The organism is Shouchella shacheensis (genome assembly GCF_001484965.1).
Lineage (GTDB): Bacteria > Bacillota > Bacilli > Bacillales > Bacillaceae_D > Shouchella > Shouchella shacheensis.
In genome coordinates this window covers 24,743-44,209 of sequence record NZ_KQ947398.1, presented here as the reverse complement: position 1 = coordinate 44,209, position 19,467 = coordinate 24,743, and the positions used below count along the sequence as shown (strand labels likewise).

The 19,467-nt window shown below is 49.7% G+C and carries 17 protein-coding genes, 1 pseudogene and 1 riboswitch; of the genes and pseudogenes, 2 read left to right on the top strand and 16 right to left on the bottom strand.

The features are described 5' to 3' along the window. Window positions 1-4: 4 nt before the first annotated feature. From AVZ68_RS05465 to AVZ68_RS05415, 12 genes are all read right to left on the bottom strand, one after another. Window positions 5-1,846 carry a bifunctional homocysteine S-methyltransferase/methylenetetrahydrofolate reductase gene (locus AVZ68_RS05465; protein WP_059103531.1) on the bottom strand — a complete coding sequence of 614 codons (1,842 nt, stop codon included), beginning with the start codon at window positions 1,844-1,846 and terminating at the stop codon, window positions 5-7. Next, entirely contained in the window at window positions 1,843-2,964 is a 1,122-nt protein-coding gene (locus AVZ68_RS05460) for a methionine biosynthesis PLP-dependent protein (RefSeq protein WP_059103530.1), read from the bottom strand. The genes AVZ68_RS05465 and AVZ68_RS05460 overlap by 4 nt, the downstream gene beginning before the upstream one ends. Before the next feature lie 285 nt (window positions 2,965-3,249). Beyond that, window positions 3,250-3,351, bottom strand: a riboswitch (SAM riboswitch). A 360-nt stretch (window positions 3,352-3,711) separates the two neighbouring features. Next, window positions 3,712-3,873 (bottom strand): hypothetical protein, encoded by a 162-nt coding sequence (locus AVZ68_RS20475; RefSeq protein WP_180316672.1) that lies wholly within the window; start codon window positions 3,871-3,873, stop codon window positions 3,712-3,714. Window positions 3,874-3,903: 30 nt separating this feature from the next. Then, entirely contained in the window at window positions 3,904-4,560 is a 657-nt protein-coding gene (prsW, locus tag AVZ68_RS05455; RefSeq protein ID WP_059103529.1) for a glutamic-type intramembrane protease PrsW, read from the bottom strand. Window positions 4,561-4,645: 85 nt separating this feature from the next. Further along, window positions 4,646-5,605: an asparaginase gene (locus tag AVZ68_RS05450; RefSeq protein ID WP_059103528.1), complete on the bottom strand. Its 960-nt coding sequence runs from the start codon at window positions 5,603-5,605 to the stop codon at window positions 4,646-4,648. Next, complete coding sequence (locus AVZ68_RS05445; RefSeq protein WP_059103527.1) at window positions 5,602-6,585, bottom strand: YpdA family putative bacillithiol disulfide reductase; 984 nt, start codon at window positions 6,583-6,585, stop codon at window positions 5,602-5,604. The genes AVZ68_RS05450 and AVZ68_RS05445 overlap by 4 nt, the downstream gene beginning before the upstream one ends. Before the next feature lie 87 nt (window positions 6,586-6,672). Beyond that, the gene (locus AVZ68_RS05440) at window positions 6,673-7,935 is read right to left on the bottom strand and encodes a Glu/Leu/Phe/Val family dehydrogenase (protein ID WP_059103526.1); all 1,263 of its coding nucleotides are present in this window, start codon (window positions 7,933-7,935) and stop codon (window positions 6,673-6,675) included. Between the two features lie 456 nt (window positions 7,936-8,391). Next, on the bottom strand, window positions 8,392-8,991 hold the full coding sequence (locus AVZ68_RS05435; RefSeq protein WP_059103525.1) for a genetic competence negative regulator: 600 nt from the start codon (window positions 8,989-8,991) through the stop codon (window positions 8,392-8,394). Between the two features lie 138 nt (window positions 8,992-9,129). Then, entirely contained in the window at window positions 9,130-10,032 is a 903-nt protein-coding gene (locus AVZ68_RS05430) for a MerR family transcriptional regulator (RefSeq protein ID WP_059103524.1), read from the bottom strand. Next, the gene (locus AVZ68_RS05425) at window positions 10,022-10,813 is read right to left on the bottom strand and encodes a metallophosphoesterase (protein ID WP_082676322.1); all 792 of its coding nucleotides are present in this window, start codon (window positions 10,811-10,813) and stop codon (window positions 10,022-10,024) included. The genes AVZ68_RS05430 and AVZ68_RS05425 overlap by 11 nt, the downstream gene beginning before the upstream one ends. A gap of 193 nt (window positions 10,814-11,006) precedes the next feature. Further along, window positions 11,007-12,191, bottom strand: coding sequence for a M20 family metallopeptidase (locus AVZ68_RS05420; protein WP_281176582.1), 1,185 nt, complete (start codon window positions 12,189-12,191; stop codon window positions 11,007-11,009). A 308-nt stretch (window positions 12,192-12,499) separates the two neighbouring features. Continuing rightward, entirely contained in the window at window positions 12,500-13,012 is a 513-nt protein-coding gene (locus tag AVZ68_RS05415; protein WP_059103522.1) for a DUF4269 domain-containing protein, read from the bottom strand. Window positions 13,013-13,260: 248 nt separating this feature from the next. On the opposite strand from AVZ68_RS05415, the gene AVZ68_RS05410 reads away from it, so the two are divergent. Continuing rightward, on the top strand, window positions 13,261-13,773 hold the full coding sequence (locus tag AVZ68_RS05410; protein ID WP_059103521.1) for a YozF family protein: 513 nt from the start codon (window positions 13,261-13,263) through the stop codon (window positions 13,771-13,773). 176 nt (window positions 13,774-13,949) lie between these two features. On the opposite strand, the gene AVZ68_RS20660 is transcribed toward AVZ68_RS05410, so the two are convergent. Together AVZ68_RS20660 and AVZ68_RS05405 are read right to left on the bottom strand one after the other, a co-directional pair. After that, complete coding sequence (locus AVZ68_RS20660; RefSeq protein ID WP_245628063.1) at window positions 13,950-14,210, bottom strand: RpnC/YadD family protein; 261 nt, start codon at window positions 14,208-14,210, stop codon at window positions 13,950-13,952. A gap of 32 nt (window positions 14,211-14,242) precedes the next feature. Next, window positions 14,243-14,899: an Rpn family recombination-promoting nuclease/putative transposase gene (locus AVZ68_RS05405; RefSeq protein ID WP_245628062.1), complete on the bottom strand. Its 657-nt coding sequence runs from the start codon at window positions 14,897-14,899 to the stop codon at window positions 14,243-14,245. Between the two features lie 271 nt (window positions 14,900-15,170). Between AVZ68_RS05405 and AVZ68_RS05400 the strand changes: the two genes are divergently transcribed. Beyond that, window positions 15,171-16,595 (top strand): aldehyde dehydrogenase family protein, encoded by a 1,425-nt coding sequence (locus AVZ68_RS05400; RefSeq protein WP_059103520.1) that lies wholly within the window; start codon window positions 15,171-15,173, stop codon window positions 16,593-16,595. Between the two features lie 82 nt (window positions 16,596-16,677). Here the strand turns inward: AVZ68_RS05400 and AVZ68_RS05395 are convergent, their stop codons facing one another. Further along, window positions 16,678-17,943 (bottom strand): TIGR02679 family protein, encoded by a 1,266-nt coding sequence (locus tag AVZ68_RS05395; RefSeq protein WP_059103519.1) that lies wholly within the window; start codon window positions 17,941-17,943, stop codon window positions 16,678-16,680. Further along, a pseudogene (locus AVZ68_RS21145) lies at window positions 17,927-18,526 on the bottom strand (SbcC/MukB-like Walker B domain-containing protein); the annotation flags it as partial. The gene AVZ68_RS05395 and the pseudogene AVZ68_RS21145, both read right to left, overlap by 17 nt. Window positions 18,527-19,467 lie beyond the last annotated feature (941 nt).

Below are 19,467 nucleotides of genomic sequence, written 5' to 3'. Positions count from 1 at the left end.
ACGATCACGCCTCTCTCCCCTGTTCCACCATTTCTTTCTCTGTTATGTGCCTCGTTAATTCGGCCGTCATTTGATAGCGCAAAAACGGGGTAATCAAATAAATACCATTAAAATATGTCTTTGCGGCGTCCACCAACGACTTGGCCATCGTCAACCCCTCTTTTTGCGCGAGCTCCTTGTTGTCTCCGCATCGTGCCATCGCTTGACGTGTGGCATCGGTCAATGTAATCCCCGGCACTTCATTGTGCAGAAACTCGGCATTGCGCGAGTTCACGAGCGGCATAATTCCAACATAAATCGGCGCTTCGAGGTGACGTGTCGCCTCATAAAGGGCTTCGAATTGGGATTCATCATAAATCGGCTGCGTCATAAAGTAATCCGCGCCAGCCTCGATCTTTTTTTCCATTCGTTTGACGGCTTTATCTAAATGCTTCACGTTCGGATTGAGAGCTGCCCCTACGGAAAATTCCGTTTTTCTCCCAAGCGATTTCCCAGAAAACGAGATTCCCTCATTCATCTGCTTGATCATTGGCATTAACCGAAGCGAGGAAAGATCATATACTGAGGTCGCTCCGGGAAAGTCGCCAATTTTACTTGGGTCTCCGGTGATCGCTAAAATATCGTGAAACCCAAGCACATCGAGGCCCATAAGGTGAGACTGCAGGCCAATCAGGTTGCGGTCACGACACGTTAAGTGGACGAGCGGCCGAATGCCTACCTGCTCCCTAACGATGGTCGCCAGCGCCTTGTTATCGACGCGCGGACTGGCGAGTGAATTATCAGCCATCGTCAGCGCGTCTGCCCCGGCCTCTTTTAGCGCACGCGCGCCTTCAATAAAGGTGACAATGTTGAGCTTTTTCGGAGGGTCGAGCTCAACAATGACAGACGTTCTTCTTTTGGGGATCTCATGAATTTTCTCTCCCACGCGCCTCGGCTCTTCCGTATAGATTGGCTCTTGACGCTGCCATGAGAGGCGCGAGCGCTTCAGTGGCGTTCGTGCTTGCACAGCCTTGGAAATTTCCCGAATATGCGCTGGCGTCGTCCCGCAGCAACCACCAATCAATCGCACTCCCTGATCAACAAAACGTCCAGCCATGTCCGCAAAGTACTCGGGATTGGAGGCATAGACAAAGCGCCCGTCCCGGTAGCCAGGAAGTGAGGCATTCGGGTAACAAGCCAGAAGCACGTCCCCTTCAAGCTCCACACCTTCAAGGGAGCGAAGCATATGATACGGACCCATGCGGCAGTTAATGCCGACAACATCTGCCCCTAGCTCGCGTAATTGCTTGAGCGCATCCGTAAGGGTGATGCCCCCTTTTAAGACGCCGATGTCTCCGAGGGAGACGTTCACAATCACCGGCTTTTCGCTAAGCGACTTAGAGAGCGTCACCGCAAGCTTTGCTTCTTCCAAGTCGTAAAACGTTTCAAGCAACAGCCCATCGACCCCTGCCTCAAGCAGAGCGCGGATCTGTTCGCGAAACGCCTCCTCTATTTCTGCTAGCGTTACCTCTTCATACTGAAAGCCGCGAATGCCACCGACGGTTCCAACCACGTAGACCTTTTCCCCTGCGGCCTCTTTTGCCAGGCGGGCAGCGGCTTGGTTAATGGTCGAGGTCGCCTCCTCCAAGCTGTATTTGCTGAGTTTGATGCGATTGGCCGCATAGGTGTTCGTCTGAATCAGACCTGCCCCGGCCTGTACGTACTCAAGATGCACGTCTTTGACGACGTCAGGATCAGAGACACTTAGCTCTTCAAAACAAAGGTCGTAGCCTTTCTCATACAGCAGCGTCCCCATCGCCCCGTCACCAATGACAATCTCACTTTTCAGCGTTTCCAGTAAACTCATCTCACAACCTCCTCTTTCGCCCGCGCAACCGCCTGCCTTAAGTCGTCCATCAGATCCTCTGCGTGCTCAATTCCAACGGAAAAACGAAGCAGGCGGTTATCGACGCCGTTTGCGATTCGCACCTCTTCCGGCATGTCGGCATGCGTTTGCGTCGCTGGATACGTCATTAAACTCTCCACCCCTCCGAGACTTTCTGCAAAAGAGATGAGCTGCAGATTTTTCAGCAATGGATTGACCCATTCTTCTTTTTGAACGCGAAACGAGAGCATGCCCCCTCTCCCCGGATAGAGAACCTCCGTGACGGCTTCCTCTTGCTCAAGATAGGCAGCAACTTGCTTTGCATTGTTCTGGTGCTGTTCCATGCGAAGCTTCAATGTTTTCATCCCTCGGATCAACAGCCATGAATCAAAAGCGCCAAGCACACCGCCTGCACCGTTGTGGAAATAGGAGAGCTTCTCACAAATTTCTTCCCCTTTTCCAACAATCAAGCCCGCCACCACATCATTATGTCCGCCAAGATACTTGGTTGCCGAGTGAACAACGATGTCTGCTCCGTCTTTGATCGGCTGCTGCAAGAGCGGTGTATAAAAGGTGTTATCCACAATCAAAAGCAGTTCATGCTTTCTTGCAATTCTGGCAAGCTCAGGAATGGAGGCCTCTTGCATGAGCGGATTTGTAGGCGTTTCAATAAAGAGTGCCTTCGTCTTCTCCGTAATCGCCTGCTCGACATTCTCTACGTTTCTCGGGTCCACGTAAGAAAAGGCAAGCCCCCATTTCGTCCAGCCGCCTTCAAACAGGCGATACGTTCCTCCATATAAGTCTTTTGATGCGATAATCTCATCGCCTTGTTCAAATAAGGAGAAGACGATTTGCACCGCTGCCATTCCCGAACTACAGGCAAAGCCACGATCCCCTTCTTCCAGCCTGGCAATCGCATCTTCCACCACTTCTCTTGTTGGATTGCCGGTTCGTGCATAGTCATAGCCAGTAGACTCGCCTATGCCCGTATGGCGATAAGCTGTTGAAAAATAAAGCGGTGCGTTGACGGCCCCTGTTCTCGTGTCCAATCGATTTCCGATTTGAGCTAGGTCTGTTTCTGGCTGATATGGTTTGGTCATCGTTATTGTCCCCTTTATGTACGTCTATTTAAAATACGAAAAGCGCAGGCGGGTCGCTTAGAAGCGCGAATGTTGGAAGGCCTGACAAAAGAAATCCGACCTTGGATTTCGTTGCCAGGACTGAAAAATCTCGACGCTTCTACCCGCCGGAGCTAGACAATCCGAAAAGCGCAGGTGGGTCGCTTAGAAGCGCGAATGTTGGAAGGCCAAAACGCCACGTCCTGTTTGAAAATAGCTAGACAAAAAACCTTCTTCGATAAGAAGAAGGTTTGTCTATACAGCTTCTTCTTATCTTGCAAGACACGCTTGCTGGATTTAGCACCTGACCGGTTGCGGCTGGTTGCTGAGACTTCATCGGGCCATCCCCTCCATCTCTCTCGATAAGATAATATATGTCATGCTACCGAAAAGCGTAGACACCCTGCTCGCGAGCGACGGCAAATCAAGTCCGAACGTGACTCGATCTGGCGGGCGTGAATCAACTTCGAGCGGGCGCTTCAGCTAGACAATCCGAAAAGCGCAGGCGGGTTGCTCAAAAGCGCGTATGTTGGAAGGCCTGCACAAGAAATCCAGGGTTTGGATTTACGGGCAGGCCTGAAAAATCTCGCCGCTTTTACCCCGTAGCTAGACAATTTTGTGATTGCCTTTAACTTTACATGAATCTGCGCGATCTATCAACTCTTAATTTTTTCTGGAGACATGCTTAAAAAACCGAAACAACAAAGACTCCGGTCCCTAAGCTAGCCTTTATTCAGGTGTCGCCTCAATTTGAAGCTGGTCCTCATTGCCACAGACACACTGCTTAAATCCAGTCTCAAATTCGCCATGCTCATTGCGCTTGCCCCGAAGGATGTACTTCTCTCCACATAGCGGGCAACGAATGACGACACGATACCGATCAACTGACATGCGATCTCCTCCTTCACTTTGTCTCGGGTCCTATACGCTATGGTTATCTAGCTGTTGTGCTTGCCTCATCTTCCAAACTGCGAGCATCCACAATAATGCCATAAAAGGAATAAGTACGACAAGGAAATAATGCTGAAACAGAATTAAAATCAAATCATAAACGCTATGCAGCATCACCGGGATGAGTAACGCCATGAGCAGATAGCGCAATCTTCTTCCCTGACGATGCTTGGCGTGGCCGATGTAGTACCCCATGACAATTCCGTAAATGGCATGAGCAGCCACCGGCATCAGAGCACGCCCAATCGCTGTCTCAAGGCCGTGCGCGATTAGGAAAAGAATGTTTTCCAGGCTGGCGAATCCGAGCGATATCGACACACCAAAGACGATGCCATCACTTGGCCGCTGAAGTTGCCCGTGCTGATAGGCAAAGACAAACAGCAGCAACCATTTGAAAAATTCCTCAGTGAACCCATATAAGATAAACGCCTGGGAGAACATGCCGGTCAGGAGTCCTTCCTCCGTGAACGCATACTGCAGCACAAGAATGGGGATTACCAGCAGGACACCGATCACAAACGTCCTTAACACGAGAAGCGTCATCTTTTTGCTATAAGCATGACGCAAATACACATACGAGAGCAAAGCCACTATAGGCGCCAAGGCCGCTGTAATCAGTGCAAACATGTGGCGATCTCCCTTCCTCTATACTGTGATTGGTTAAGTATAAAGCGGGAGCACACGTTCTTTCAAGCTTTCCCCATTCACGTTCCTAGACAAAACCATTGGCGAGATTCGCATGGGCCGTCTGCATCACCATCAGTTTAATACGTGCTTTTTTGCTATCGTAATCAGAGCCGAGGATCACCCCACGCTGCTGAAGATCATGAGCACTTCCCGCGTATGCATAGGTGGGGTACACTTTTCCTTCTTCAGAGGAGGTAGTCATCACAATAGGCATCCCTTTTTTCAGAGCGCGCTCGACCGGTCCAACAAGCGCTGGAGGCACTTGTCCTCGGCCTACGCCTTCGAGGATCAACCCGTCCATCGTTTCAAGCATGACTTCAAGCGTCTCAGCCTCCATCCCCAAATATACTTTGGCGATGCCAATACGAGCGAGCCGGCCAGGACCCAGCCCATAGCAATCACGGTGCACAGGCTTTTGGTAAATAAAGATTTCGTCATTATCAATGATACCAAGGTAGCCAAAACCAAAGGCGTTAAATCCCTGAAGATTGGAGGCATGCTCTTTTTTCACGTACTTTGCGGCAAAGATGCGCTCGTTAAAAACCACCACGCAACCCGTCCCTCGTAGCTGAGGCTCACAAGCCGCGTAAATGGCGTGGCGCAAATTCATAAAGGCATCACTGCCCAATTGCTCAGGGCCGCGCTGGGAACCCGTCACAATGACGGGTCTTTCATCCGTGTTGGTTAGCTCCAGAAAATACGCCGTCTCTTCCAGTGTGTCGGTCCCGTGGGTGACGACGACCCCGCACACCTCCGGGTCGAGAAAAGCCCTCTTCACTTCCTGTTGCAACTGCCGCCAATCATCGGTGGTGATATGCATGCTCGGCTTTTGCAACACGGAGTGAATCGTCACCTGGATGTCCTTCGGAAGCCCGCAAAGGTCGGCAAGCTCTTCCCCAGTCAACTCGCCTGCGACAAGCTTTCCACTCTCGTTGGTCGTACTTGCGATCGTTCCTCCCGTTGTTAAGAGCACCACTTGCCTCAAGCTTGTTCCTCCTCCTCGACGCGTACGGCTAACTCCTTAGCAATCTGCTCTCCGTGCCAGCGTCCGTTTTCAATAAAAATTTCATTGGCGTTATTTCCGGCGGCAATTACCCCGGCGATAAAAATGCCTTTGACATTGGTTTCCATGGTTTGCCGATCAAACATTGGTCTTCCCGTTCCGTTGTTCACGCCGACGCCCATGCTATGAAGAAAACGATGATCTGGATGGTATCCGGTCATCGCAAAAACAAAGTCTGCACGAATCGTGTGCGCTTCCCCGTTCACACGATAGTGTACACGCTCATCGTCGATTTCATCCACCTCTGCACCAAAGATCATCTCCACCTTTTCATTTTTCACGAGGGAGGTGAACTCAGGCAAAATCCAAGGCTTCACGCTTGTTGAATAATCGCTCCCGCGGTAGAGACATTTTACACGCGCGCCCGCTTTCTCCAGTTCAAGCGCGGCATCCACCGCCGAATTTTTGCCGCCAATCACAGCGACATCATGATCAAAGAACGGGTGAGCCTCTTTGAAATAATGAAACACATGAGGTTTGCCTTCACCAGGAATGTTCATCAAGTTAGGGGAATCGTAATACCCTGTGGCCACTACTACGTAGCGAGTGGCATACGTTTGTTTGGACGTTTTCACTTCAAACGAGCCGTCCTTAAGCTTTTCGACGGCTTCTACTTTCTCATACGCATGAACACGAACCTGCTTTCGTTTGACCACGTCACGGTAGTAGACAAGGGCCTGGTTCCGATGAGGTTTGCGCTGCTCCACGACAAAGGGCACGTCCGCAATTTCTAGTTTTTCGCTTGTGCTAAAAAAGGTTTGATGGGTGGGATAGCGGTAAATTGCGCTAACAACATTATCTTTTTCGATCACGAGGGCGGAAAGTCCTTCTTGCTGACAAGCAATCGCTGCGCTAAGCCCGCATGGCCCCCCGCCGATCACAATCACATCTTCTTGCTTCACCTTGTTTCACCTCTATCGTCACAGTCAAAACCCTTGCACCGGCTAACGATACAAGGGGCTTCGCTTTCTATCCATCAGTATAGCAAATTAGACCCATCCACGGAAACGGGAGGCCTCAGCCATTTTCCTGACCCCGGTCATGTACGCAGCTAGGCGCATGTTGACCTTTCTGCGCTGCGCCAGTCCGTAGATGTTCTCAAACGCTCCTACAAGCACGGCCTCTAGCTTGCCTTCGACTTCTTCGTTTGTCCAGTAGTAGCCCTGATTGTTCTGCACCCATTCAAAATAAGAGACCGTAACGCCGCCAGCGCTCGCAAGGATATCCGGGACCAGAAGCACTCCTCGCTCAGCCAAAATATCGGTGGCTTCGAGCGTCGTCGGTCCGTTTGCGGCCTCCACGACAATCGAGGCCTTAATGTTCGCCGCGTTTCGTGAGGTGATTTGATTTCCAATCGCTGCCGGCACAAGAATGTCACATTCTTTCTCAAGCAACTCTTCGTTGGTGAGCGTATCTTTAAAGAGCTTCGTCACCGTGCCAAAGCTATCACGCCGATCAAGCAAATAATCAATGTCAAGCCCTTCTTCTTCGTAAAGAGCGCCATACGCATCCGCGATTCCGACAATAAGTGCCCCTGAATCCGCAAGAAATTTGGCGAGATAACTTCCCGCATTGCCGAAGCCCTGAATGATAACGCGAGCACCTTGAATGTCAAGCCCTTTTTTCTTCACGGCTTCATTAACGCAAATGGTCACCCCTTTGGCGGTGGCTGATTCACGTCCGTGTGACCCGCCGAGGACGAGCGGCTTTCCTGTAATAAAGTTTGGCGAATCAAACTCACGAATACGGCTGTATTCATCAAGCATCCATGCCATAATTTGCGAATTGGTGAATACGTCCGGGGCAGGGATGTCCTTTGTCGGCCCAACGACTTGGCTAATAGCCCGCACATACCCTCGGCTTAGACGTTCGACCTCACGAAAGGACATGGTCCGCGGATCGCAAACAATGCCTCCCTTGCCTCCTCCGTAAGGCAGATCGACAATGCCCGCCTTTAAGCTCATCCAAATCGACAGCGCCTTAACCTCATTTTCGCTGACATTCGGATGAAAGCGGACGCCACCTTTCGTTGGACCAACCGCATCGTTGTGCTGCGCTCGATATCCTGTAAATATCTTCGTTGAGCCGTCGTCCATTCGAACCGGAATGCGCACCGTGAACATGCGCATTGGTTCTTTCAGAAGCTCATACATTTCCTCTGGGTACCCTAGTTTGCCCAGTGCTCTTTCAATAATCGTTTGAGTTGACGCAAGAACATCGAGTTTATCTACCTTCTTGCTGGTTTCATCCATTGTTATTTTCACCTCTTGGCATAATCACGCTTGGCCAAGCCAAGCTCTCCCTCCCCTTATGATAAAGAAATGCTCGGTCGTTTGCCACTATTTTCGAGAAATCCCTTCTCTCCTGCTTGGCACGGCCCTCAGCACGGTCCCATTACGGGTAACGACGCTTGAAGGGAAACTTTCTCCCGTCCTGCCTTCTCTTCACCGATCGCCAAATGCCGCCTCCTTATGGTAACGTTCTCTTCTTCAAAAAACAACCAGTTCACACCCACTCCACTCTGGAGAAGGAGGCTTCGCCATGACAAAAGCTTGGACTAGGTACTACCGAAATGCGCAGGCGGGTCGCCCAAAAGTTGGAAGGCCTGCACAAGAAATCCCGGCCTTGGCTTTCCGGGCAGGCCTGAAAAATCTAGACCCGCCGGAACTAGACACAAAAAGCTCATGAGAATACAACTCCTCATGAGCTTATTTTTTATAAAAATAATGACAAAGCTGCGTGATCGCATCCTTCTCCATTAAACACTTGCCGTATTCATGTACACGATAGGAAGAGATCGTTGCCGGATTTCCAAATTCGGAAAGCAAGGCAATGAGCGTTTCTTCATTGCTCTCCTTTATTTCCTCGTCGTGAAAACGCAGGAAGAAATGATGGTTATAGGAATGCAGCTCTCCACCGGTGATGGCTAGATCTTTTAGACGCGCCGCTAATCCAAGCACGGCTTCAAATTGATCAAATTCGTAGAAAACCTCATCCGTTTCATCTACGGTTACCTGCATTTCAATGTAGCCGTCATCAAAGGTATCATCCTCAAACTCATCCATTTGAGAACCCTTAGTGACGATGAACACCATTCCCTGGGCCGGCATTGCAAAGACTTCCACTGCAATGGGTCCGTCCACCTTAAATCCCAACTCATCATCTGCTTCAAGCATCATATCTCGAAATAAATCATGAACCTTTGGAACGTCTTGCCACAAGTCCTCTTTGGTAATTCCTCTCTCGTTCATGTCATCGAAGGTTAAAAAGACCTTAAATTTATCTATTGCTAAGCGTTCAAGACGCATGCCAGCCCCTCCTTTAGCCTAACCGCTTCTCTCCCAGCACCATACGATACGGTATGTGTATAAGAGAAAGATGGTTCATGAATTTGACGGATTTTTTGACCCAATTGTTCACCCAAACCAAGCGAGTGGACGTCCACATTAGGAACAGTGCAGTTCGAGCCAATGCTCCCAGTCTGCCCTAGATCGACCAATAAAAAGCGATGCATGCTCTCCCTCCGGCAAAAGCTCAAACGCCTCTCCAATCGCTCCTACCTCCATCAATGGATGCCTCCCTTGGATCTTCTGAAGGTGCGAAAGTGCAGACCCTACATTCTCCTTCTCGATGCATGAACTAACAAAAAGTTTCGGGTTCACTTCTTTGAACACTAATTCTACATCTTTCTCGGAAATTCCTGCTCCTAAAAAGATCACCTCAAAGCCCTTTCTTCGCAAATAAAGGGTGAAGATCAAAAGGCTTAACTCCTGGTTTTCGAAGGGACCACAGGCAGCCACTACTCTTGGCATCGCTGGGTCGACGGGCGTGTGAAAGACCAGACTTGCTATTTTGGTAAAAAGAAACGTCGTCACAAAGCGTTCATGGGCTAAAGTAGTCGTGTTTTCACGGCGCTTTTTTAGCATCTCTTTGAGCGTAGTTCCAAGCAGTTCAATCGTCACTTTTTCCAGACTATAGATGCTAAAGGCCTCGTTTAAAATTTCCGTGGCCCCCTGTTCATTAAATGACAAAAGAACCTCTAACAATTCATCCGCTAGCTGTTTAACGTAATTTGCTTTATCCTGTTTGGCTTGTCCCGTTTCTTCTGACCAAAGCGTCTCACCTTCGATTAATTCCACGGCCTGCTTGATGGTAAACCCTTCACTCACTTTGCCAATCAACCACTCAAGAACCGCGATTTGCTCGTCAGAATAGACGCGATGACCAGCAGCATTTCGGGCCGGACAGATGACTTGATAGCGTCTTTCCCAGGCGCGGAGAGTGCCTGGACGAATGCCTAAACGCGTAGAGGCCGCTTTAATGTTATACTTCCCATCTTTAGAGGTCATATCCCTCTCCTCCCGCTTCGGCGACCTTAAGCGTAATCAAATGGGTCTCAGGAGGTGCGCCTAGCCGCAGCGGCAGTAACGTTGTGCCGAAGCCATTGCTAATAAGCTGATAGCGGGACCCTTTTTGGACGACGCCCCCGGCTTCTGCTACACCGAGACCTAATGGCCGTATTTGCCCTCCGTGTGTATGACCACACAGAATAAATGAAATCTCTTCTCCCAGCAAGTACTCTCGAATTTCTGGATAATGACAGATGACGCCTGTAAAAACATCGTCCCGCCTAGTCGCCAATACGTGATCAATCGCCTGCTCGGACCCCTCCGGACAATTAAAACCGACAAGTCCGATCTCCGTTCCTTTGTAGATGTGGTACACCACTTTATTTTCAAGGAGGATCACCCCCCTTGCGGAAAGGGCTTCCCTTAACCAGTCCGTGTTCACTTCTTGATCATTGTTGCCCCACACAAAGTAAGTCGGGCCAAGCTCTCTTAGCTTGTAAATGTTTTGTTCCACCCTCTGTTTTGGCACGCCTCGTTCTGTAAGGTCGCCCCCGATAATGACGAGGTCGCATTCAACATGTTGAAGCAACTCGTCAGAAACTTCACGCCTGTGCAGATCGCAAATAAAAAAGATCGTGAACCCATCAAGCGAAGGAGGGAGGTTGGTAAACGTCCATTCGTGTGTGCGGATGCGCTCTTCCCTCGCCTGCCTGGCCATATGAGTCAGGAGTGCACCTGCTACTATCGTTGAACCAGCAGTCCAAATTCGCCACCACTTCATGCTCACGTCGTCTCCCTTGGCTTCATCTAAAAAAGTAATAGCTGTATCATATCACAATTCTTGAAGGTATGTCCGTTCTGGCACTTTCTCTTCCCCTCGACTCGCCGTTTACACTTAGTTGCTATAATGGAAGCGTTATCATTTATTGCGAACGTCTCTCCCCTTCTTCGAGGAAAGGGAGAGACTCGACGATTTAGTTGCTTTCACCCTCTAAAAAAGCAAGGGCAACACTTCCTAATTGCTTGGCAGCTATCACCATCGCACGCTCGTCCAAATCAAACTTGGGATGATGATGAGGGTGGACAATGCCTTTCTCCTCATTGCCTGCGCCTGTAAAAAAGAATGTGCCGGGGACCTGTTGGAGATAGTAGGAAAAGTCTTCCCCCGCCATAACAGGCACCATTTCCTTCACAAAAGAGGGGTCGTGAATTTCGCCCGCCGTTCTGACAAAACGCTCGGTTTCCTTTCGATCGTTGAGCACCGCTGGGTACCCTTTATAATACGAAAAAGCATAGGTCGCGCCACTGGCCTCGCAGACCCCCTTCGTTACTTGCTCCATCTTTTCAATCACCGACTGTTGGACACTCTCATCAAATGTACGAACAGTCCCTTCGAGAACGGCGGTGTCGCTGATTACATTAAACGCTCCACCCGCATGAAAGGAAGCGACTGTAACGACGGCCGAATGCTGCGGGTCAACGTTGCGGCTAACAATTTGCTGGAGCCCGGACACAACCGAAGCCCCCGTAACGACGGCATCGACGGTCTCGTGAGGCGAAGCCCCATGACCACCCCTCCCTTGGATTTCAATTTTGAATCGATCCGCCGCAGCCATAATCGCACCAGGATGATAACAAACGTCTCCAAGCGGAAAGGGGCTCCACAAATGAGTGCCATAAATCGCGTCCACCCCCTCCAAACAGCCATCCTTAATCATCGCCACCGCTCCCCCTGGGGCAAGCTCTTCGGCGAACTGATGAATCAACACAATCGTTCCAGGCAAGTCTTCACGTAGCTGCATGAATGCCTTCGCTAGGACAAGCAGCGTCGCTGTATGTCCGTCATGGCCACACGCATGCATTTTTCCATCGTGCTGTGAAGTGAACGAAAGACCGGTTTCTTCCTGAATGGGAAGAGCATCAAAATCGGCTCTGAGGGCCACTGTTTTTCCTGGCTTCCCCCCACGGATATAGCCAACCACCCCGCGTCCGCCGACTTTTGTCTTTACTTCGACTCCCAAATCCTCCAGATACGCTGCGATTGCCTGGGGCGTTCTCACTTCTTCAAAAGACAGCTCAGGGTCGGCATGAAAGGCTCTGCGAAGCCTCACCATTTCCGGATACAGAGCCTCCAACCTTTCCAACAACGTAGCGCGCACACGAACCACTCCTTTTGTATTAAGAACAAAAAGCTGGTACCCTGTGGATACCAACTTTCGCATGTATCAATCCGAGTTTTGAGACATCTTTAACAACACTAGCGCCAAGCCAACAGCCACAATAACGGCCACAGCCCCGATTCCAAGCACAGCAATCAATTGCGATCCACTCATAGAACCCATTGTTGTATCCACTCCTTGCCTTGTTCTCACTACCTGTAGCTTTTACTCATATAAGAAAACGAATTCATCCTTATTATAGCATAGGCACGCGCCCGGTGAAAAGAAGGGGAGGCTTAAGCAATCACTTACTCAATCATGCCTTCTCTCCGCCCGAAAGCGAGCAATGCTTCATAAGGGTCTCCCCTTAGCCCTAGCACTTTGCAAAACGCCGGCTCGGTCTTGTACCCGCTCTCCTTTAACATCATTACTTTCTCTCTCATCGCAGGCATCTTCTCCAGCACTTGTTTTTCAATCATCATATGTAAGTACGCATACTGCTCCACCACTGGCTTGTGCTGTGCAAATAATTCAAACTCAAAACCAGCGTAGAAGAAATTGGCTTTAACGACAGATTGCTCTCTAATCACCTTCGTTTTCAGCCTAAATCTACGCATTCCGCCATACATCTCCCGTACCTCTTGCTCAAACACCTCAAGTTGTGCTGCTTCCATAATAATGTCCAGGTCAGAACCTTCGATGTCAATGCCAATCGGAAAGGTTCCACAAAGAACGGGCGTGTAGTGAGCCAGTTTCTCAAAAAGGCGTAACTGATGAATAGCTTCATAAGCTTGTTGCTGTCTAGGCGTACTTGCGTTCATGCTTTTCACTCCTGTCGCAAGGAGAAGCGAATGAGAGGGTCGCTTTTAGTTGATCCGTTCCCGCATAGAACGTGAAGGTAGTATAGTGATGACATCCACCTCATTTTCTTCTAAAAACAACGTCACCTCTCGCCTAAATGCAGAAAGGTCAGAAAAAGATTGAAGCGTGATCATGTGTGTTCTCCTTTCGTATAAGAACCCTGTCGCTGGTTACCCTATCACTACCAAACGTACAGGAGGTCGCCAATGTGAGGAAACGAATCATCACGATCACAAGTATGCTCCTCATCATGCTTGCCACTATTGGAACGACAGAAGCAGTTGCCTTAACCTTTGAAGCCTTGCCAACCGCACAAGAGTCCCAGCAATGGAAAGTGACGATTGACGAATCAGAAAGAGACCCGCGCTTAACAGAGTCAGAGCGTGAGGAGTTTGATACGTACGCCCTTGATATTCGTAACATTGGAGAAGAGGTCCATGCTGTGGAAGTGCGACTCTTCCGCAACGAGCCCGGCTCAACAACCAAATATTCGTTGCTCCCATGCCCAGGCGAAGAGAATTGCCACAGAGACCAGCATAGCGAGGCGCTCGCCTTAGCAGAACAGCTTAATGATGACCTTCCCTATCAATTCGACAACTTTCCGCTTGCGGTCAAAGCCACAGAACTAGAAGTGGAAATTGTCTGGGAAGCAATCGAGAACGAGGATCGCCCACTAAAAGAAACATTCTTGTTTGATGCTGAAGCGAAAACATTGAAATAGTAAGTCTTCCGTGTCTGCTACTCTCTTTTATGGGCTGGACTTCACAGCTCCTCTTATCCCACCGGTCGAGATCCATCTCGGCCGGTGGTTTGATCCGTCTTCATTCACACCTGTTGCATAGACAAAAAACTCTTCTTACTTAGGGAAAAGTATAAGGAGAGTTTTTTATGTTGAACCTATATTTTAGCTGATTTTCCAATGATTTTTTTGGCATCTTCCAAGGACGCCGCCGAAAAAACCTTTTTTAATACTTCCTCCAATACCGGCAAATCGTTGATCGAGCGAACTTGTTTTTGGACTACATCTGTGGAAGAGCCAAATTTCGCCTCTAGAAACGTGCAAATGGAATCCTGTTTCCCTTCTATTTTGCCTTCTTGTCTGCCTTCTTGTTTCCCTTTCTCCATCCCTCTCCGTTCATAAGAAGTCATGAGTTCCATGACCTTCACCTCCTCGTCGGAATCAAGTTTGTTCACTTCGTTTTGTAGGGTATCTTCTTCCTGTTGTAAGTTTCAAAAAACGCTGTTAGTAGATGGTTTCTTGCCGGGTCGAGTTCGAGCCGAACGAGCATCCGCAGAAACTCTTTCTTGACCTCCACTTTCTCCTCTTTAGTATAGCCCATTTTGCTAAGCAATGCACCTGCAACTGGATTATATTTCCAAACGAACTGTCGCCAGTTCAATGATTTTAATTCGATTGTCAAATAGTCAAACCGTAATACATCCATGAACGGGAAGCTCATGCGAAAGGTGGTGGGTTCTTTTTTGTTTTCGTCATCGTAGCTGAAAATGGCGATAGGGACAATTCGTTTGCGGTGTTTTTCATAAAGACGGCTAACGTATCTGAACATCCGCTCATTAAAATCCGCTTGATAGGAGGCCTGTGGTTCAACGTGGACAATAATGAGACCGTCTTCGTTTCGCAGCTGCGTCTCGACAACGATATCGACATAGCGCTTTTCTCGCCTGCTGACATCATTGATCAATTCCTTGTCCAAAAACTTTAGATGGGCGAAATCCACCTCTTCATAAATGTCTGGGAAAAACAACACCATAAATTCCTCAAAAAACTCCTGTACTAATTCCTTGAATAGGCGATCGTGGTCGACTCGATGCTCTACATCAGACATTTCAACCTCCAGTTTTTATTTATTCCAGCTAATGGAGTACCTCCTCCCCCGTAGAATCAGAGAAAAAGCGTACATATGTTCCGAATCACTTGGTAAAAGTATATGCTTTTCCAAGAATGATGGCAAGAAGAAAGTCAAGGGAGATGCGATTCAAACGCAAGCTAAAGAATTCATCAAGCGTGAGAAACAGTCATGTACAGCTCTTTTTGTTTTGATTCAATCCATTCCGGGTATATCGTGCAATACAAACTGAGTTTAAAGGAGCCTACACATGCGTGACTATTTAAAACACTACATTAACGGAGAATGGGTTGAATCTACGGGAAACGAAACGATGGACGTGATCAATCCTGCAACAGAGGAAGTTGCTGGGCGCATCAGCCTTGGCACACTTGAGGATCTTGATCGTGCCGTTCAAGCGGCACGGAACGCCTTCCCAACGTTTTCAAAGACATCAAAAGAGGAACGTGTTCGACTGCTTGAAGCCATTGCGGATGAATACGAAAAACGAAAAGACGATTTTATCGAAGCGATTACGGAGGAATTAGGGTCCCCTCTTTCCATTTCAGAAAAAGTCCATTATTCGATGGGGCTTAATCATTTTCGCGAAACAGCGAGGGTGTTAAAAGACTTCTCCTTTACAGAGGAACGCGGCGATACAACAATTCAAAAAGAAGCGATTGGTGTAAGTGGTCTGATTACACCTTGGAACTTCCCAACGAACCAGACCTCTACCAAGATTGCCGGTGCCTTTGCGGCCGGAAGTCCTGTTATACTGAAACCTGCCGAGTTGACACCATTTGCGGCCATGATTCTTACAGAGGTCTTTGAGGCCGCAGGCGTTCCTAAAGGGGTCTTTAATCTTGTGAACGGAACCGGCGAACGGGTGGGCAACGGCATCAGCTCTCATCCGGGCATTGACTTAGTCTCTTTCACTGGGTCCGGGGCCGTCGGTCAGAAAGTGAGCGAAAATGCCGCAAAGACCATTAAAAAAGTTGCGCTTGAGCTTGGAGGGAAATCGCCGCTCGTTGTCCTCGAGGACGCCGATATTAAAAAGGCTGCGAAAATCGCGGTTTCCAATGTTGTCATGAACACAGGACAGGTTTGTTCGGCAGCCACTCGGGTATTAGTGCCTAACGCCATTCACGATCAGTTTGTCGAGGCTGTAAAAGCCGTTCTTCCCCGTTTCTCAGTCGGCGACCCGCGTGCCGAAAACTTCGCTGGCCCTCTCGTCGCTCAGAAACAATGGGACCGGGTACAAGGCTATATTGAAAAAGGAATGGAAGAGGGAGCGACGCTTGTCGCGGGCGGAACGGGCAAACCAGAAGGACTGAAGACTGGCTACTACGTCAAACCAACCATATTTACAGATGTGAAAAACGACATGGTCATCGCCAGAGAAGAAATTTTTGGTCCAGTCATGTCGATTATCACCTACGACACGGTGGATGAGGCGATTGATATCGCCAACGATACCGTCTATGGGTTGGCTGCCTACATCGCAGGGCGCGATCCAGAAATGATTAAAAAAGTAGCACATGGCATACAGGCTGGGCAAATTCGAGTGAATGAAACCCAACCCGACTTCACTGCTCCATTTGGCGGTTTCAAACAGTCTGGAAACGGTAGAGAATGGGGCGATTATGGCATTGAGGAGTACCTTGAGGCAAAAGCTGTTATTGGCATGCCGACATAACGAACGTGCTCTTTTATTGACCGGCTGGGGACATTCCCCGTTTTGGAAGAGGGCGCTGTCAGTAATGGCAGTGCCCTCTATTTTACCTTACATCATCTTCAAGTTGCCCAAGCAACCCCTCCTGATAGCCAGCCTTCCCACTCGAGATGACCGCTTCAACCAATTCATCATCCCCTTGCCCACGCAAAGAGGCGAGCTTGTTCACCCGCTCTCCAAGCAAAACAGAAGGTTTCGATGCATAATAATCCTCCACGTTCATCCGCCACAACCGGCCTTTCTCCTTGTACCGTCTTTTAAACCGCAACGCAAGCGCAATTCCTTCAGGATCAAAATCCCCGTTGTAGTGTAATAGGTACCCCGCTTCTGCCAGCTTATCCATCAAGATCAACCCCGCAAGCTTAAACTGCCCGTGCGTACACACAAGTGGGGTGTCTGGTACTTTATCAAGCAATGCAGAGAAGACGCCGGAGTTTTCAACGATATAGACATCACCGCCCTGGCCACTGGTACGGACACGTTGAACCTTCAGTAGCTCCCGCAAAGGCATGTTCAACACGCTGCCCGAGTCGGCTGCTGCCCGCCACACTGGTTGCTCATGGCCATCGGGAGTCTCCCCAACAAAATTCGCTACACTCACATAATTGGTCATATCATCGCGCAACAACCGATACGAAAGCAATAACTCATTCACCGCCTCCGTCTGCGAAGGCGGCGGTCCCTCTTCGCCTGCCTGCACATGTAACAAATGCAGAAGCAGTTTTCCGGATATCCTCATCAAATCAAACGTATGGGGATCGCCGCTCACGCGTTGGCTGAAGATGGGCAGGCGTTCATATGTCTCAGGCAGTGCTGCATAGGCCCGGGCAAGCAATGCCATCTCGCCCTCGAACCCGCCGCTTTGGATGTGCCGCCGAATCCACTGCGTATCTGGGCCAGCTCCTTCCACTCGCTCGAGCCACGGGGCCAACAGCGGATATTCCGCTTTCCACTCAGCCAAACGCCCAGCCAGTGCACGATCTACCGCCTCCCTAAGCTCCCGCTTGGACACAAGTTCCTGCCCGAAGTATGCGCTCAATACCTCATGTAGCGTCACACCCGTGAACTTTGTCTCCCCGAGCCGCTTCTCAAACGCCTGCAATGTGACCACCGGCTTACGCCGCAAATGATGCGGAGAGATACCCATAAAGAGGGCGATGCTCTCCACTTCTGCGTCCGCATATGCGTCCACCCGCACGGAACCACCAACGCGGCCGAGGGATTCATATTTGCTACGAAAACTACGTAGCAGTTTTTCAAATCCCGGCTGCTCTTTCATGTATTGCACCGTGTCTTCAAGTAATTGGCTCATACTCTTGCTTCTGTCCTTTCAAATCAAGCGCCATCGCGTTACCGTCCCATTTGTAGCGGATCACGGAGACGTGGCTCGCGTTTTTCGGACGGATGAGTTCGCACACCGACAAGGTGCTGATCGCCTCGTAATCGCCCCAGAGCACTTGCGAATTCATGATGTAATCGAACTCAAGTTGCTCGACGATCTCGAACATTTCATTGATGTTGTTCTCATCGACCCCGGCGAATGCTTCATCCAGCGAAATGATGTACGGCGCGAAGTTGGCTGCCTCTTGGTAGCGCGAATAACAGGCGGTGAAGAGCGGAATGTACATCGCCATTGCTTTTTCGCCACCGCTAAATTTGAAAAATTGATGGTTCGTTAGCTCGCGCCGGGATTCGTTCGGGCGCTCGAAATAGAGCTCAAAGGAGAACCATTTGCGGTAATCGAGCACCATCTTGAGAATTTGAAGCAACGTTTCGCCTTCTCCTTTTTCTTCGAGCCATTGCTTGGCGCTGCCGATCTTCGAGCGAAAGTGGGTCGTCATGCGGTCTAAGTCGTCTTGCTTGAGCAGCTTGGCATCTTGTTTCAGTAGCGCAACGAGATCTTTCGTATCCATTTCTTGCTCGGAATCTGCCGTTTTCGGTCGCCAGCGAATTGAAAATTTCAGGCCGGACGACGTGTCCCGGCTTTCCATTAACTGCTTCATCTTCTCCGTCCACTGTTCAGCTCGGCGGATGCGGCCGCGCAATTTATGGCCGACCGAATGCAACAAGATTTCTTCGTACAATTCCTTGTCCATCGCATCAAGTCGGTTCTCATGCTCGGACCATTGGTTCGAGATCGTCTCATACAATGTCCTCGGCGAAATCTTCACGCCTCGCTGATCGAATTCAAGCACATTGCGGGTCGCTTTGTTTTTCCACTGTTCCACGAGTGGCCGCCACTCATTCTTCGTGACCTCCTTCATCCATGCTTCTTCCTCCGGAGGGAGCCCGTACAGCGACATCTTGTGCTCGATTAAGTCCGACTGTAGCTTGTAGTAAAGATTGGTGAGCTGTCCTTCCAGCTGTGCTTTTTCACTTAATGATTGGGAAGCGATCAGCGCCTTTACCTCTTCTTCATCAACGCTCTCGCCCGTTCGTGCCCCTCGCGGCCATTCGGTTTCGAGCGAGCGGTACCATGCGGCTTCCATGTTGCGCCAAAACGTGAGCGACTTCTCCACAGACCATTTTCGTTGCTCATCTTGCTCAAGCTTCGAGCGTTCACGAGGCAGCTGGTCCATCAACGCATCCCGCTCGGTCTTCACCGCCGATTGTGCCTCTTTCGTCGCGCGGATCTCTTCTTTGATTTCATCTGCCCCAGCAAGTCTTTGTTGCTCTTCAATATCCGCAATCCGCTGCGACACTTTCTCTAACCGGTCTTCATAGACAGCGAGCTCCCCTTTGTATCCATCCACTTCTTCCTCGGTTTCCTCAAGCAGCTGCTCTTCGCGCTCAAGGTCTTGGCTTGTTTGTTTCCACTGATCATAGACTCGGTTAA